Source organism: Ensifer adhaerens (genome assembly GCF_002007205.1).
GTDB lineage: Bacteria > Pseudomonadota > Alphaproteobacteria > Rhizobiales > Rhizobiaceae > Ensifer > Ensifer adhaerens_D.
On the sequence record NZ_LAZS01000005.1, the window covers coordinates 1,282,474 to 1,297,200 of the forward strand.

Below are 14,727 nucleotides of genomic sequence, written 5' to 3' on the forward strand. Positions count from 1 at the left end.
AGAGTTTGGTATCAAATCAATGTCTTTTCCGCAACGCCGAAAAAGGCTTCACGAATATTCTGTGCTATGCTTCCCGGATGACCGTTGCCGATCGGCCTGCCGTCGACCGAAATGACGGGGAAACAGATGCTGGTGGCGGCCGTGATGAAGACTTCGCGCGCTGCGAGCATCTCGTCTACCGAAAACGCCCTCTCCTCGATTTTGAGCCCCAGCGGTGCTGCGACATCCATCAGTGTCGTGCGGGTTACCCCGCGCAGAATTCCATGCTCGGCCGGCCGCGTGCGCAGGTTTCCGTCGCGATCGACGATCCAGACATTGGTGGCTGCCCCCTCCTTCACGGTGCCGTCGGCGTCGACGAAGATCGCCTCCTGCGCGCCTTCCTCCTTGGCCTTCTGGCGCGCGAGCACGTTGGGCAGAAGCCCGACCGACTTGATATCGACCCGGTCCCAGCGGTTCTCCGCCACGGTGATCGCCGCAATTCCATGGGTCGCCTTCCTGGCGATGGCCTCGGCATCGGTGCGCTTTGCCGTCACGACAACAGTCGGCATCGTTCCCTTGGCCGGAAACACATGATCCCGGCGCGCCACGCCGCGCGTGACCTGCAGATAGAACAGACCATTCCTCACCCGGTTGCGCCGGATAACCTCGCGGATGACATGGACGAGCGCTGCCCTGTTCATCGGCCAGTCGATGCGCAGCTCGCTGAGCGACCGGTCGAGGCGATCAAGATGGCGCGTGAGATCGACGATGTAGCCGTGACGCACTTCGCAGACCTCGTAGACGCCATCGGCAAACTGGTAGCCGCGGTCCTCGATATGGACGCCGGCGTCTCCGTGCGGCACGTAGGCGCCGTTGACATAGGCAATTCTGGGCATGGTCCCGACCTTAGAAATACTGGATGCTGACGCGGAAAAGCTGCTCGACGTGGCGCACGGCGTCGGCCGTGGCGAAGAGCACGACACGGTCTTTCGCCTTGATCCGGGTGGCGCCGTCAGGACGAATGAACGTCTTGTCGCGATAGAGCGCACCTATGCGGATGCCATCGGGAAGTTCGAGATCGCGCAGCGCCTTGCCGACGAGCGGCGACGTCTCCAGCGCCTCGGCCTCGATGACCTCGGCCATGCCCTTCTGCACAGCATAAACAGAGCGAATGCGCCCCTTGCGCACATGCTGCAGGACGCGCGAGATCGTGACGGCGCGCGGGTTCACATAGGCATCGACGCCGGCGGTCGCGGCAAAATCCTGATAGGACGGCTCGTTGATGAGGACGAGCGTGGACTTTGCACCCAGGTGCTTCGCCATCATGCTGCCGAGGATGTTGATCTGGTCGTTGTTGGTGAGCGCCACAACGAGATCCGCATCCTGAACGTCAGCCTGGGCGAGGATCCGCTGGTCCATGGCCGAGCCGTTGAGAACCACCGTACTGCTCAGCTTGTCCGCCATCATCACCGCGCGGTCGCGATCGCTCTCGATCAGCTTCACCCGCGTCCGCGGCTGGTGTTCCTCGATCGTCTTGGCAACGAAATAGCCGACATTGCCGCCGCCGAAAATGATGATGCGCCGCGCCTCCTGCTCCTCGTGGCCGAAGAGCGCCAGCGTGCGCCGCGCATGATCCCGATCGCAGACGACATAGGCGATATCGCCCGCCTGCAACTGATCGTCGGAATGCGGCACCATCACCTTGCCATTGCGGAAAATGCCGGTGACGGTGGCAAGCAAGTCAGGAAACAGTTCGCTCAACTGCTGCAGCGGCGTGCCGACGACCGGGCAGTCTTCCAGGCACTCGAAGGCGACCATGGCGATGCGGTCGTCGGCAAAACGCACGACGTCGATCGCGCCGGGAAAGGAAATGCGCCGCAGCACCAGCCGCCCGACCTCGACTTCGGGCGAGATCGTGACGTCGATCGGCACGTTCTCGCGCGAAAACAGGTTCGCATATTCGGGTGCGAGGTAGCTCTGTGCCCGGATGCGCGCGACCTTCGTCGGAACGTTGAAGATCGCGTGGGCGACTTCACAGGCGACGATGTTGACTTCGTCGGACAGCGTGACCGCAATCAGCATGTCGGCCTGGTCGGCGCCGGCCTTGGCCAGCACGTCCGGATGTGCGCCGTGGCCGACATAGCCGCGCACGTCGAGGCTCTCTGTGATGTTGGCGATCAGCGCCGCCGAGGTGTCGATCACCGAAACGTCGTTGTCTTCCTGTGCCAGCCGCTCGGCAATGCCGTATCCGACCTGCCCCGCGCCACAAATGACTACCTTCATGTCGTTCTTTCACATGCGAGCGCGGGCCGTTGGCCGGAAAATCCGGTTCAGACGCCCAACGACTTCAGCTTTCGATGCAGCGCCGACCGCTCCATGCCGACAAATTCCGCCGTGCGCGAAATGTTGCCGCCGAATCGGTTGATCTGCGCGATCAGATAATCACGTTCAAACATTTCGCGAGCCTCGCGCAGCGGCAAGGTCATAATGTGCTGATCGCCCTGAGCCGAGATCTTCGGCAGGGTATCGCCCACTTCGGTCGGCAGCATGTCCGCCGAGATCGGCGTATCCGGACCGTCGCTGCGGGCAAGAATCATCAGGCGCTCGATGTTGTTGCGAAGCTGGCGGATGTTGCCCGGCCAGTCATGCGCCTGAAGCACCGCCAGAGCGTCGTCACCGATCTTGCGCGGGCGGATGCCCGCCTGCTCGCTGACCTGGCGCATGAACATGTCGACGAGGAACGGAATGTCCTCGCGCCGCTCGGCAAGTGCTGGCACTCGGACCGGAATGACGGCGAGCCGGTGGAAAAGGTCTTCGCGGAACAGGCCCTCGGAGATCATGTTTTCGAGGTTGTAGGCGGTGGACGAGATGATGCGGACATCGACCTTCACGCGTTTGGTACCGCCGACGCGCTCGAACTGCTGGTCGACGAGCACGCGCAGGATCTTGTTCTGCGTCTCGCGCGGCATCTCGCCGATCTCGTCGAGATAGAGAATGCCGCCATGGGCTTCCTCGAGCGCGCCGGTACGGCGCGGTTGGCCGGGCGTGCCCTCGGTTCCGAAGAGCGCGATCTCCATCCGGTCCGGCGTGATCGCCGCCGCGTTCAGCGCCACGAAGGGGCCGGCGGACCGCGTCGACTTGCGGTGGATCATGCGCGCGACCAGTTCCTTGCCGGAGCCGGAGGGGCCCTGGATCATGATGCGGCTGTTGGTCGGCGCGACCTTTTCGACCGTCTGGCGAAGCTGCGAGACGGCGACGGAGGTGCCGATCAGTTCGACCGGATCGCCGGACTTCTTCTTCAACTCCGAGACTTCGCGCTTGAGCTTGGAGTTTTCCAGCGCCCGCTCGGCAATCAGGATCAAGCGGTCTGCCTTGAAGGGCTTCTCGATGAAGTCATAGGCGCCGCGCTTGATGGCGTTGACGGCGGTTTCGATGTTGCCGTGGCCGGAAATCATGACGACGGGAAGATCCGGGTGGCGCCCCTTGATCTCGTCGAGCAGCGCCAGGCCGTCGAGGCGGCTTCCCTGCATCCAGATGTCGAGGAAGACCAGCCGCGGGACACGATCACTGATCGCCGCCAGCGCGCTGTCGCTGTCGAAGGCGGTGCGCGTTTCGTGCCCCTCGTCAGACAGAATACCCGACACGATCTCGCGGATATCTTCCTCATCGTCCACAACCAGAATATCAGCGGCCATCGCTCGCACCCTTATCCTTCAAACTGTCTTCGCCCCCGGTTTCTCCGGCAGGCGGCAGGATCACGCGGATCATCGCCCCGACACCGCCGTCGTATTCGGCAGGCGCGTCGTGCAATTCCAATTGTCCGCCATGGTCCTCGATGATTTTCTTGACGATGGCGAGACCCAGGCCCGTGCCCTTCTCGCGCATCGTCATGTATGGCTCCAGAATGCGGTGCCGATTTTCCGTGGGCAGGCCCTTGCCGTTGTCGATGATGTCGACGACGAACAGGCCGGTCGCCGCATCGGTTCGCGCACGCGCCACGACCATCGGCTGGCCGCGGACCGCGTCCGCCGGCACCGCCTCGATCGATTCCACCGCATTCTTGACGATGTTGCCGAAGGCCTGGCCGAGCATGCGCCCGTCGAACTGGCCTTCAAGCGGCTCCTCGCCGAGATCGCGTACGAAGTTGATGTGGTTGTTGCCCATCTCGCGCAGGAACACCGCATCCTTCAGGATCGCGCGAAGATCCGCCCGCTCCTTGGTCGGTTTTGGCATCCGCGCGAAGGCCGAGAACTCGTCCACCATGCGGCCGATGTCTTCCACCTGGCGAACGATGGTGTCCGTGCACTGGTCGAAGACGGCCTTGTCTTCCTGGTTGATCTGTTTGCCGTATCGCCGCTTCAGGCGTTCGGCGGAAAGCTGGATCGGCGTCAGCGGGTTCTTGATCTCGTGGGCGATGCGGCGGGCCACATCCGCCCAGGCGGTGGAGCGCTGGGCGATGACGAGATCGGTGATGTCATCGATGGTGATGACGTAGGATTCGTTCGCCTCGCCACCCTCTTCCCGCGTCACCTGAACATTCAAGGTCCGCTCGGTTCCGCCGCGCATGACGTTGATCTGCTTGCGGAAATCGTTGCGATGGCGACCTTCGGCCTCGACCAGCACGTCCTCGATCTCGGGCGCGACCTGTCGCAGATCGGCGCCCAGAAGATCGGGTGCTGCCTTCTTCAGGAATTCTTCGGACGACGGATTGGCGATGGTGATCTGGCGATCACGCCCGACGCCGATGACGGCAGCGGTGACGCCCGACAGAACCGCCTCGATGAAGCGGCGGCGATGGTCGACTTCGTCCTTGGCCTCCAGGATCTGCTCCTGCTGGCTGCGGATCTCCGAAACCATCTTGTTGAAGGTTCGCGACAGGTTACCGACGTCGCCATCGACGGCGCGCACCGGCACGACGACATCGAGATTGCCGGAGGCAACGCTGTCGGCAGCACCTATCAACTGCCGGATGGGCCGGACAATCCGGTCGGCGACCGCGATCGCGGTCCAGATCGCCGCAAGCAGAACGATAAGCGCGAAGCCGATATAGAGGACGCCGAAGGCAATCTGCGTGAAGGTTCGCCCCGCCTCGAGCATCTTGTACTCGGCGGTGTTCTCCTCCATCAGCCTGAGCGACCGCATCACCTCCGGATCGACGTTGCGAACCGTGTAGAGGAAGGTACCCGGAATGTCGTCGAGCGGTATGACGGCGCCGACAAGGTTGGTAATCCCCGGCGGGATCAGGGTCGGCTGGCCGGAGACGGAGCTCTTCAGTGCGTCCGGGGGGATGGCCGGCAAGGGCCGGTCGGTCGAGATGTTGGCCTGGACGATGGCGCTGCCGTCGGCGCGCACGAGAAAGGCGCCAAGCATGCCGCGTCCCCGCGCCTGGCGGGTCATCAGCTCGGCAAAACCGGTGCGGTCGAGGCTGTAGAGTTGGCGGTTGCGCTCGAGGTCGTTGGCCATCGACACGGTCTGGCCCTGCAGGTAGCTCGCATTTTCGAGCACATAGGCCTGCGCCACATTGATCGAGGAACGCACGATCGCCTGGGTTCTGAGCGAAAACCAGCGGTCGAGGCCGACATCGAGCGTGATGCTGGCGAAGATCGCGACGAGCACCGCGGGCGTGATCGCCACGATCGAAAACAGCGCGACGATGCGCACGTGCAGCCGGGCGGCCGCGCGACCCTTGTGGCGGGCGCGCAGGAGACGCAGGATTTCACGGGCAATCAGATAGATGAGACCGACGACGAAGAGACTGTTGATCGCCGCACAGGCGATGACGACGTTTCTCTCAAGCCGGATCGGCGTCAAGCCGAGAAGCACGAGCAGGGAGACGGTCGCGCAAATCAGCGCGCCGGTTGCCAGCATCAGCCCCGGCAGGGCAAAGGACGCACGGCGATCCTGCGCCGCCAGTCCCTCATCTGTGCCCAGCGGCAAGGCCATTGCGTCCACCATGAAAAGCGTTCCCCCAACCGCCGCCAGCCGGCGACGGCATCACTTGCTTGCATTCTCTGGTCAAAGGCTGACCTCACCACCCAAATGGGCCGTCGCGTTCGTGTCCCCAGACCAGATCGATCAGGTCAAATCGATTGAAGGGGACGGCGACGACGCACGATTCGTCGGCCATCACACGTTCAAGCAACGCATTGTGGCGAAAATGCAACGGTGGCTGTGACCAAGTCAAGCGCTGCGTGAGCTGCGATACACCGAAACGCCGAGTTCGCGGATCTTCTTGCGCAGCGTGTTGCGGTTGAGGCCGAGCAGATCGGCCGCCTTGATCTGGTTACCGCGGGTGGCGGTCAGCGCCGCGAGAATCAGCGGATACTCCATTTCCGCGAGCACTCGATCGTAAAGGCCCGCCGGGGGCAAGGCATCGCCGAAGCTTGCGAAGTACTGGCGCATGTTTTCTTCGACCGCTTGCGAAATCGTCAGTGAGCCCGGCCGCGCCGCCGCCTTCTCGATCGGGCTGTCCGGGATCTCGGAGCGAAGCTCGTTTTCGATGATTTCGCGGCTGATCACATCCTGTGGATAAAGTGCGGTCAGGCGCCGTACGAGGTTTTCCAGCTCGCGCACATTGCCGGGCCAAGGATGCGCCTTCATCAGTTCCAGCGCCTCATGGTCGAAGCGCTTGACGTCCAAGCCTTCCTTTTCCGCCTGCTGGACGAAGTGGCGCACGAGATCGGGAATATCCTCCGCCCGGTCACGCAGCGGCGGCAGCCGCAGCGGCACGACGTTCAGGCGGTAATAGAGGTCTTCGCGGAACAGGCCCTGGTTGATCGACTGTTTCAGGTCCTTGTTGGTCGCCGCGACGATGCGCACGTCGGAGCGGATCGGCGTGCGTCCGCCGACGGTCGTGTATTCTCCCTGCTGCAACACGCGCAGCAGGCGCGTCTGTGCGTCCATCGGCATGTCGCCGATCTCGTCGAGGAAGAGCGTACCGCCTTCGGCCTGCTCGAAACGCCCGGTCGAGCGCATCTGCGCGCCGGTAAAGGCGCCCTTCTCGTGGCCGAACAGCTCCGATTCGATCAGGTCGCGCGGGATCGCCGCCATGTTGATGGCGACGAAGGGACCGTTGCGGCGTTTGCCATAGTCGTGCAGCGCGCGGGCGACGAGCTCCTTGCCGGTGCCGGACTCGCCGGTGATCATCAGCGTCAGATCCGTCTGCATGAGGCGCGCCAGCACCCGGTAGATTTCCTGCATCGCTGCCGAGCGGCCGACCAGCGGCATGCCGTCCTGGGTATCGTCGTCGAGCTTCGCCGGCCGGCGCTTGGGTTCCGACAGCGCCCGGCCGATAATGCCGATCAGTTCGGTGAGGTCGAAAGGTTTCGGCAGGTAGTCGTAGGCGCCCTTCTCCGACGCCTTGATCGCTGTCATGAACGTGTTCTGGGCACTCATGACCAGCACCGGCAGGTCGGGTCGCGCCTTCTTGATGCGCGGCAGAAGATCAAACGCGTTCTCGTCCGGCATCACCACGTCGGTTACAACCAGATCGCCATCGCCCGCCGCAATCCAGCGCCACAGCGTCGCCGCATTGGAGGTGATGCGGACATCGTAGCCGGCGCGGCTCAGCGCCTGGTTCAGCACGGTGCGAATGGCGGCGTCGTCATCCGCGACGAGGATCGTGGCACCGGTCATGCAAGGTTTCCTTTTGTCATCGGCATGTCGTCGTCATCCGCGGCCACGCCCTTGGAGGCAGGCATCAGCACGCGGAAGGTGGTGCGGTTCTGCTGGCTGTCGCATTCGACGATCCCGCCGTGGCCGCCGATGATCTTGGCAACCAGGGCGAGACCGAGGCCGGAACCGTTGGTCTTGGTGGTGATGAAGGGATCAAAGAGCAGCGGCAGCAGGTCGGAGGGCACGCCCGGCCCATTGTCGTGCACGCAGAATTCCAGCGGCAGAGAGATCTTCTCGCGCGTCCCGGCGACCGACAGACGGATGCCCGGCCGGTAGGCCGTCGTCAGCAGGATTTCGCCGTCGCCGCGATCGCCGATCGCTTCGGCCGCATTCTTGATAAGGTTCAGGAACACCTGAACCAGTTGATCGCGATTGGCATAGACGGGCGGCAGCGACGGATCGTAGTGCTCCGCGAATTTGATGTGGCGGGCGAAGCCGGCCTTGGCGATTGCCTTCACGTGGTCGAGCACCGAATGGATATTGAGCGGCACGCGATCGACGGGACGCTCGTCGGAAAACACCTCCATGCGATCGACCAGCGAAACGATGCGGTCGGTCTCGTCGCAGATCAGACGCGTCAGCGCCCGATCCTCGTCGTTGGCGGAGGTCTCCAGCAATTGCGCCGCACCGCGGATGCCCGAGAGCGGGTTCTTGATTTCGTGCGCCAGCATCGAGGCCAGACCGGTCACCGAACGGGCCGCACCGCGGTGCGTCAACTGCCGGTCGATCTTGTCGGCCATCGACCGCTCCTGGAAGACGACGACGACCGCGCCCGGCTCGGAAAGAACGGGCGCAACGTAGAGATCGACGAGCTTGTCGGCGCCGAGGCGCGGCGAACTGAGGTCGACACGATACTCGTTGACCGGCGCCTTGCGCTCGCGCACCTGCTCGATCAGGGTCAGAAGCGGGCTACCAAAGGGAATGAAGGCGCTGATGTCATGGCGCGCCAGGTGGTTGGCGCTGGCCCCGAAAAACGATTCGGCCTCCCAGTTGGCGAAGGCGACGAGGCCCTTGGCATCGACCATGATCACCGGGTTCTGGATGGCATTGAGAACGGCCATCGACAGACCGTTGGCGACCGCGTCGGGCAAGCTCGGTTTCTCGGTCATGCCGCAATTCCTTCTGCGACCGCCTCGCCTTCCGGCTTGCCCGGCGCTGCGTCGAGCATCGCTGCACGCGCCCTGTCGCGGACGAAGCGGACATCGGTCGACGTCAGGATCGCTGCCTTTTCCGTTCCCGCCATGTCGGGGGCGGCATGATCGAGGTACCAGGCGACATGCTTGCGGGCATGACGGAGGCCAATCTCGACACCATAGAATTCGAGCATCATCTCGTAGTGCTCCGCAAAGATATCGGCGACCTCCACCGGCGACGGATGCTTGACGGCCCCGGCAAGAAAACCGACGTGCCATGGGCGTCCCTGCGAAGAGCGGCCGGCCATGACGGCGTCGGCGCCCGAGCGGCGGAGAATCTCTTCGGCGTCGGCGACCGTCTCGACATCGCCGTTGGCAACCAGCGGCACGGAAATGACCTCCCGAACCGGGCGAATGGCATCCCAATCCGCCTTGCCGTTGTAGAATTGCATGCGGGTGCGGCCGTGCACGGTGATCGCCTTGACGCCCGCGTCTTCGGCACGCCTGGCAATCAGCGGAGCGTTGATCGAGGTTTCGTCCCAGCCGAGCCGCATCTTCAGCGTCACCGGCAGGTCGACGGCGTTGACGGTTGCCTCGACCAGCGACAGCGCGTGATCGGGATCGCGCATCAGGGCCGAGCCGGAATAGCCGCCCGTCACCTTCTTCGCCGGGCACCCCATGTTGATGTCGATGATATCGGCGCCATTGTCGGCGGCGATCTTCGCCGCTTCCGCCATCCAGTGCGCCTCGCGGCCTGCCAACTGGACGATGTGCGGCTTGATCCCGGAGTTCTTCAGTCGCGCCCAGGATTCCTGGGCATTGCCGACCAGTTCACGGCTCGCAACCATTTCGGTCACGACGAAACCCGCGCCGAAGCGCCAGGCAAGCCGCCGGAATGGGAGATCGGTGACGCCGGACATGGGCGCGAGCGCAACCCGGTTGCGGATTTCGATGGGTCCGATGCGAAGCGGAGACGAAAGAGCCGGAATTGGCAAATGCATATCTTTCAGGCACATGTTGTTCCTGCACTATTTTTAGACATTGTTCTCGGACTTGCCAAGCGATTTCGGCGCGGCGCGCAAAATTCTAAGCTCGGCTGGCAAAGCACGACCCTTCGCGGTACATCACGGCGAAGATCGGCGAATGCGGGACCTCATACAGAAAATGCAGCCTCAAGAACAGCTCAAGTGCGGCGTGGTTATCGTTGCGGCGGGGCGCGGCGAGCGCGCCGGGCAATCCGCCGAGGGTCCGAAGCAATACCGAACCATCGGCGACCGCCCCGTTATCGCCCATACGCTTGACACTTTCGCGACATGGCCGGACGCTGGTCCGATCGTCGTCGTCATCCATCCGGACGACGAGGCGCTGTTCAACGCCGCACGCAAACGCTCGGTGGCCGAGGATGTGATCGTGGTCCACGGCGGCGCGACCCGGCAGATATCGGTGCTCGCGGGCCTCGAAGCCCTGGCCGACATCGGCGCGCGCCGTGTGATGATCCAAGACGCGGTCCGCCCCTTTGCCGATCACGCGTTGCTGTCCCGTTGTGCCGCTGCGCTCAACGACGAGACGAAGGCCGTGTTACCGGCGGTCGCGGTCGCGGATACGCTGAAGCGTGCGGGCAAGGATGGCATTGTCACGGAAACCGTGGCGCGCGAAGGCCTCTACGGCGCGCAGACGCCGCAGACCTTCGATCTCCAGGCCATTCTTGCAGCGCATCGGGACGCGGCCAGAAGTGGTCGCACGGATTTTACCGACGACGCGTCGATTGCCGAATGGGCCGGCCTCAAGGTCGTACTCGTCGAAGGCGCTGTCGACAACGTCAAGCTGACATTGAAAAGGGATATCGCCATGGCCGACGAAAAACTCAAGCGCACCGCCCTGCCCGATGTGCGCACGGGCAACGGCTACGACGTGCACCAGCTCGTCGAGGGCGATGGCGTGACGCTCTGCGGCGTCTTCATTGCGCACACCAAGAAGCTCTCCGGCCACTCGGACGCCGACGTGGCGCTGCATGCGCTGACGGACGCGCTGCTTGCAACCTGCGGCGCCGGTGACATCGGCGACCATTTCCCGCCGTCCGACCCGCAATGGAAGGGCGCGCCGTCGCGCATCTTCCTGGAGCATGCGGCGCGGATCGTGCGCGAGCGCGGCGGCATCATCACCAATGCCGATGTCTCGCTGATTGCCGAGGCACCGAAGGTCGGCCCGCATCGCCTGACGATGCGCGAGAACCTTGCAGACATGCTGGGGATTTCGCTTGACCGCTGCTCGGTGAAGGCAACGACCAACGAGCGTCTCGGCTTTGTCGGACGCGATGAAGGCATTGCCGCCATCGCCACCGCCACGGTCGTCTACGGGAACCTTTCGTGATGTGGCCGGCCGATATCGAAGTCAAAGCCGGTGAGATCATCGCTCAGTTCACGGCACATGGCCTCAAGGTGGCAACGGCCGAATCCTGCACCGGCGGCCTGATCGCCGGGGCGCTGACCGAGGTCTCAGGCTCGTCCGCGGTCGTCGACCGCGGCTTCGTCACCTATTCCAACGAGGCGAAAGTCGCGATGCTCGGCGTCGAGACGACGACGCTCGTCGCCCATGGCGCCGTCTCGCGGCAGACGGCGATCGAGATGGCCCGCGGTGCAGTCTCGCATTCGGCGGCTGACTTCGCCGTGGCCGTCACCGGCATTGCCGGGCCGAGCGGTGGTTCGGTTGAAAAGCCTGTCGGGCTCGTGCACCTCGCCGCCGCAGGGCGAAACGGTGCGATGCTGCATCGGGAGATGCGTTATGGCGATATCGGCCGCGGCAAAATAAGGCTTGCGACCATCCGCACCGCACTCGATCTGCTCACGCAGATCGCTCAGGCCGCATAAATGCTGTCGGCGCGCTTTTCGAAGGCGTCCGAGAACATGCGGAAGGCCCGATCGAACATCGAACCCATCAGCGCGCCGAGAATGCGGCTCTTGAACTCGTAGTCGATGTAGAAATGCACGGCTGACTGGTCCTCGCCTGCCGGATCGAACTTCCAGCGATTGTCGAGATATTTGAACGGCCCGTCGATGTATTTGACGTCGATTGCACGCTCGGCCTTGTTCAACAGCACCTGTGTCGTGAAGGTCTCGCGGATCGCCTTGTAGCCGACGGTCATATCGGCAAGCAGCAGAACCTTGCCATCGCGCTCCTTGCGAGAGCGCACCGTCAGCGCTTCGCAGAGCGGCAGGAACTGCGGATAGTGTTCGACGTCGGCAACGAGGTCGAACATCTGGTCTGCGGTGTGCTTGACGACATGGTTGGTTTCGAAATGCGGCATGGTTTCGAGTTAAGTGGGCGGACAGAGAAGATCAAGGTGCGAGTGGGCTTGGTCTCGCGATTTCACCCAACGGGCGGCAATCGGCCGCTCACGGTGCGCGGGCCAGCTGGTTCCGGCGGGGGTCACTATTCGGCGCTCAGGCGAAGTTCCAGCGCCATGGAGCCTTCCGTTAGACGCGCAATCGTCTCTCGCCTCTCCGCATCGGTCTTGGAATTCGGAATCGGCATACTCGGTCCCATAATAGCGTCGCGGATGATAGGCGAGGCTATCACCTCACCATCGACCAGGATCTCGACCGTCTTTCCGACGTGGCGCCCCGTAAACACCCAAAGGTCTTGCGCGCTTTGCTCGGTCAGATAGACCTCCAGCCTTCCGCTATGCCGATCCTTGATACCGACGATGGCACCACTTTCTACGTGAAGCCTGATGGTTTCGGCCGCGGCCGGAGACATCAACGCAAGCGCATTCAAGAGAATGGCGACGGCAAAGGTCCTGTGCATCAATAGCCTCTAATCGACACGGAAGATCTGCGACCGAGCTCCGGTCGAGCATGCGTTGAGCAACAATGCCGTTTCCGCGTGCGATTTCAACACCAGCACCGGCAGGTTCGCGTAAGAGGCGAGTTGGGTGTCGATCTCGACGGCATCCCGGCGTTCGAAGTTCCAAATGTAGCGCAGAAAATCGAGGTCGACCTTCTCCGGGCAATCGTCAGCCATGTCCGGGCGGGTCTTTCTCCAATAGGCGAACCAACGCAGCAACACGCCACGCAACGACACCCAGCGCGGGAGCCGCATCCAGATCACCACGTCGGTGCGCGGCAGGCGGAGCGGCAGCGTCTTCGGGCTCGTACCATCCATGATCCAACGCTCGCCGGCGGCCGCCTTCGAGATCAACGCCAGCATTTCCAGGCGCGGGCGCAGTCGCCATCCAGGCAGCCAAAAGAACTCCCGGTCCATCGGCAGATGCGGCAGGCCGAACCGTTCGGAGAGTTGACGGGAAAGCGTGCTCTTGCCGCTGCCGGAACAGCCGACCACCAGGATGCGTTGCGCGCTCTTGAGATGCAACGCCGCCTCTTCTCCATTGCTGATGTATCGCGGCATCGGCGCCCCTCCCAGGAACAGCCGTTAGGCGATCCGCCTGAAGGACGCAAGCTTTGCGCGAGCGCGCCGGTCGCCGCTCCGATGCGCTTCGCCAAAACAAAAGCTCCGGCGCAAGCGCCGGAGCCAATCGTTCTCGAGAGCCTGTTTCCGCCTTACTCGGCGGCCGCCAGCTTCTTTTCGCGCGCTGCCCTGAGGCGGGCAAAGTCGTCGCCGGCATGGTGCGACGAGCGCGTCAGCGGGCTCGACGACACCATCAGGAAGCCCTTGGTGTAGGCGACGGTCTCGTAGGACTTGAACTCCTCGGGCGTGACGAACGCCTCGACCTTATGGTGCTTGCGCGTCGGCTGCAGGTACTGTCCGATCGTCAGGAAGTCGACGTCGGCGGTCCTGAGGTCGTCCATCAGCTGCAGCACTTCGTTGCGCTCTTCGCCAAGGCCGACCATGATGCCGGACTTGGTGAACATGGTCGGGTCCAGTTCCTTCACCCGTTGCAGCAGGCGGACGGAGTGGAAGTAGCGCGCACCGGGGCGGACCGTCAGGTAGTTGCCCGGAACGGTTTCCATGTTGTGGTTGAAGACGTCGGGCTTGGCGGCGACGACGCGTTCCAGAGCGCCCGGCTTCTTCAGGAAGTCCGGCGTCAGGATCTCGATGGTGGTCGTCGGCGAAGCCTCGCGGATCGCCCAGATGACCTTCTCGAAGTGTTCGGCCCCGCCGTCTTCCAGATCGTCACGGTCGACCGAGGTGATGACGACATGGCTAAGCCCCATCTGCTTGACGGCCTTGGCGATGTTGTCCGGCTCTTCCATGTCGAGCGCCTTCGGCTTGCCGGTCGCGACATTGCAGAAGGCGCAGGCGCGGGTACAAATCTCGCCCATGATCATGAAGGTGGCGTGCTTCTTGTCCCAGCATTCGCCGATGTTCGGGCAACCGGCTTCCTCGCACACCGTCACCAGCTTGTGCGAACGCACCAACTCGCGCGTCTCCTGGTAGCCCTTGGACATCGGCGCCTTGACGCGAATCCATTCCGGCTTGCGCATCACTTCCGTGTCAGGCTTGTGGGCCTTTTCCGGATGGCGGACGCGTTGCGCCCGGTCAGAGACGGCATCGAATACCGTTACCATACTGTCTTCCTCGTCGCGGCGGGACCGGCATCAGGCCGGTTGACCCATTTTCGCTCTATATAGACGGCCCGACCGGAAATGTCAGGCCGTCTTAAGTTGGTGCCCGACGGAAGCGCAGATGGCCCGGCAGACTAACGTTTCACCATCCGGCCAACGGCAATCAGCAGGCAGGCGCCGATAAAGCCGATGACCAGATAGGCGACCCAGCCGGCAAAGGTCATGCCGAAGGCCGCCAGGACGAAATTCAGCACCACCGCACCGATGATGCCGAGCAATATGTTCATGAACAGACCCATATTGCTGCTCATGAACTTTTCCGCGAGCCACCCGGCCAACCCACCGATGATGATCGCAGCCAGAATACCGACGCCGTTCACGCTCATTTTGGTCTCCGTGCATTGAAAATGCGCCCATTA

General features: G+C 63.2%; 14 protein-coding genes. 2 read left to right on the plus strand and 12 right to left on the minus strand.

Features of this window, described 5'->3' with window-relative positions; all coding sequences use genetic code 11:
• Positions 1-11: 11 nt before the first annotated feature.
• From XB14_RS09920 to dusB, 7 genes are all read right to left on the minus strand, one after another.
• On the minus strand, positions 12-875 hold the full coding sequence (locus tag XB14_RS09920; protein ID WP_077961410.1) for a D-amino-acid transaminase: 864 nt from the start codon (positions 873-875) through the stop codon (positions 12-14).
• A 10-nt stretch (positions 876-885) separates the two neighbouring features.
• A complete protein-coding gene (gene trkA, locus XB14_RS09925; protein WP_077961411.1) occupies positions 886-2,262 on the minus strand; it encodes a Trk system potassium transporter TrkA in 1,377 nt (458 codons plus the stop codon).
• Between the two features lie 47 nt (positions 2,263-2,309).
• On the minus strand, positions 2,310-3,674 hold the full coding sequence (ntrX, locus tag XB14_RS09930) for a two-component system response regulator NtrX (RefSeq protein WP_043622069.1): 1,365 nt from the start codon (positions 3,672-3,674) through the stop codon (positions 2,310-2,312).
• Positions 3,664-5,934: a sensor histidine kinase NtrY-like gene (locus tag XB14_RS09935; protein WP_077961412.1), complete on the minus strand. Its 2,271-nt coding sequence runs from the start codon at positions 5,932-5,934 to the stop codon at positions 3,664-3,666. The genes ntrX and XB14_RS09935 overlap by 11 nt, the downstream gene beginning before the upstream one ends.
• A 225-nt stretch (positions 5,935-6,159) precedes the next feature.
• Positions 6,160-7,614 carry a nitrogen regulation protein NR(I) gene (gene ntrC, locus XB14_RS09940; RefSeq protein WP_077961413.1) on the minus strand — a complete coding sequence of 485 codons (1,455 nt, stop codon included), beginning with the start codon at positions 7,612-7,614 and terminating at the stop codon, positions 6,160-6,162.
• Positions 7,611-8,762, minus strand: a complete 1,152-nt coding sequence (locus tag XB14_RS09945; RefSeq protein ID WP_077961414.1) for a two-component system sensor histidine kinase NtrB — start codon at positions 8,760-8,762, stop codon at positions 7,611-7,613. Before XB14_RS09945 ends, ntrC begins: the two co-directional genes overlap by 4 nt.
• Positions 8,759-9,802: a tRNA dihydrouridine synthase DusB gene (gene dusB, locus XB14_RS09950; protein ID WP_077961415.1), complete on the minus strand. Its 1,044-nt coding sequence runs from the start codon at positions 9,800-9,802 to the stop codon at positions 8,759-8,761. The genes XB14_RS09945 and dusB overlap by 4 nt, the downstream gene beginning before the upstream one ends.
• A gap of 148 nt (positions 9,803-9,950) precedes the next feature.
• On the opposite strand from dusB, the gene XB14_RS09955 reads away from it, so the two are divergent.
• A complete protein-coding gene (locus XB14_RS09955; RefSeq protein WP_234804016.1) occupies positions 9,951-11,156 on the plus strand; it encodes a bifunctional 2-C-methyl-D-erythritol 4-phosphate cytidylyltransferase/2-C-methyl-D-erythritol 2,4-cyclodiphosphate synthase in 1,206 nt (401 codons plus the stop codon).
• On the plus strand, positions 11,156-11,653 hold the full coding sequence (locus XB14_RS09960; RefSeq protein WP_077961417.1) for a CinA family protein: 498 nt from the start codon (positions 11,156-11,158) through the stop codon (positions 11,651-11,653). The genes XB14_RS09955 and XB14_RS09960 overlap by 1 nt, the downstream gene beginning before the upstream one ends.
• Here XB14_RS09960 and XB14_RS09965 read toward each other — a convergent pair.
• The 5 genes from XB14_RS09965 to XB14_RS09985 form a co-directional block, all read right to left on the minus strand.
• Positions 11,641-12,090, minus strand: a complete 450-nt coding sequence (locus XB14_RS09965; protein ID WP_077961418.1) for a type II toxin-antitoxin system RatA family toxin — start codon at positions 12,088-12,090, stop codon at positions 11,641-11,643. The two genes, XB14_RS09960 and XB14_RS09965, sit on opposite strands and share 13 nt — an antisense overlap.
• A gap of 125 nt (positions 12,091-12,215) precedes the next feature.
• Entirely contained in the window at positions 12,216-12,590 is a 375-nt protein-coding gene (locus tag XB14_RS09970) for a SecDF P1 head subdomain-containing protein (protein ID WP_143348315.1), read from the minus strand.
• Positions 12,591-12,599: 9 nt separating this feature from the next.
• The gene (locus XB14_RS09975; protein WP_077961420.1) at positions 12,600-13,190 is read right to left on the minus strand and encodes an AAA family ATPase; all 591 of its coding nucleotides are present in this window, start codon (positions 13,188-13,190) and stop codon (positions 12,600-12,602) included.
• Positions 13,191-13,342: 152 nt separating this feature from the next.
• Entirely contained in the window at positions 13,343-14,311 is a 969-nt protein-coding gene (gene lipA, locus XB14_RS09980) for a lipoyl synthase (protein ID WP_077961421.1), read from the minus strand.
• Between the two features lie 131 nt (positions 14,312-14,442).
• Positions 14,443-14,694 (minus strand): GlsB/YeaQ/YmgE family stress response membrane protein, encoded by a 252-nt coding sequence (locus tag XB14_RS09985; RefSeq protein ID WP_077961422.1) that lies wholly within the window; start codon positions 14,692-14,694, stop codon positions 14,443-14,445.
• Positions 14,695-14,727 lie beyond the last annotated feature (33 nt).

Excerpts from the sequence above, each read along its gene's own strand:
- XB14_RS09935 (WP_077961412.1), bottom strand. The coding sequence starts at position 5,934 with ATGGTGGACGCAATGGCCTTGCCGCTGGGCACAGATGAGGGACTGGCG.
- ntrX (WP_043622069.1), bottom strand. The coding sequence starts at position 3,674 with ATGGCCGCTGATATTCTGGTTGTGGACGATGAGGAAGATATCCGCGAG.
- XB14_RS09955 (WP_234804016.1), top strand. The coding sequence starts at position 9,951 with ATGCAGCCTCAAGAACAGCTCAAGTGCGGCGTGGTTATCGTTGCGGCG.
- lipA (WP_077961421.1), bottom strand. The coding sequence starts at position 14,311 with ATGGTAACGGTATTCGATGCCGTCTCTGACCGGGCGCAACGCGTCCGC.
- XB14_RS09970 (WP_143348315.1), bottom strand. The coding sequence starts at position 12,590 with ATGCACAGGACCTTTGCCGTCGCCATTCTCTTGAATGCGCTTGCGTTG.
- XB14_RS09945 (WP_077961414.1), bottom strand. The coding sequence starts at position 8,762 with ATGACCGAGAAACCGAGCTTGCCCGACGCGGTCGCCAACGGTCTGTCG.
- dusB (WP_077961415.1), bottom strand. The coding sequence starts at position 9,802 with ATGTGCCTGAAAGATATGCATTTGCCAATTCCGGCTCTTTCGTCTCCG.
- XB14_RS09920 (WP_077961410.1), bottom strand. The coding sequence starts at position 875 with ATGCCCAGAATTGCCTATGTCAACGGCGCCTACGTGCCGCACGGAGAC.
- XB14_RS09985 (WP_077961422.1), bottom strand. The coding sequence starts at position 14,694 with ATGAGCGTGAACGGCGTCGGTATTCTGGCTGCGATCATCATCGGTGGG.
- XB14_RS09965 (WP_077961418.1), bottom strand. The coding sequence starts at position 12,090 with ATGCCGCATTTCGAAACCAACCATGTCGTCAAGCACACCGCAGACCAG.
- trkA (WP_077961411.1), bottom strand. The coding sequence starts at position 2,262 with ATGAAGGTAGTCATTTGTGGCGCGGGGCAGGTCGGATACGGCATTGCC.
- XB14_RS09975 (WP_077961420.1), bottom strand. The coding sequence starts at position 13,190 with ATGCCGCGATACATCAGCAATGGAGAAGAGGCGGCGTTGCATCTCAAG.
- XB14_RS09960 (WP_077961417.1), top strand. The coding sequence starts at position 11,156 with ATGTGGCCGGCCGATATCGAAGTCAAAGCCGGTGAGATCATCGCTCAG.
- ntrC (WP_077961413.1), bottom strand. The coding sequence starts at position 7,614 with ATGACCGGTGCCACGATCCTCGTCGCGGATGACGACGCCGCCATTCGC.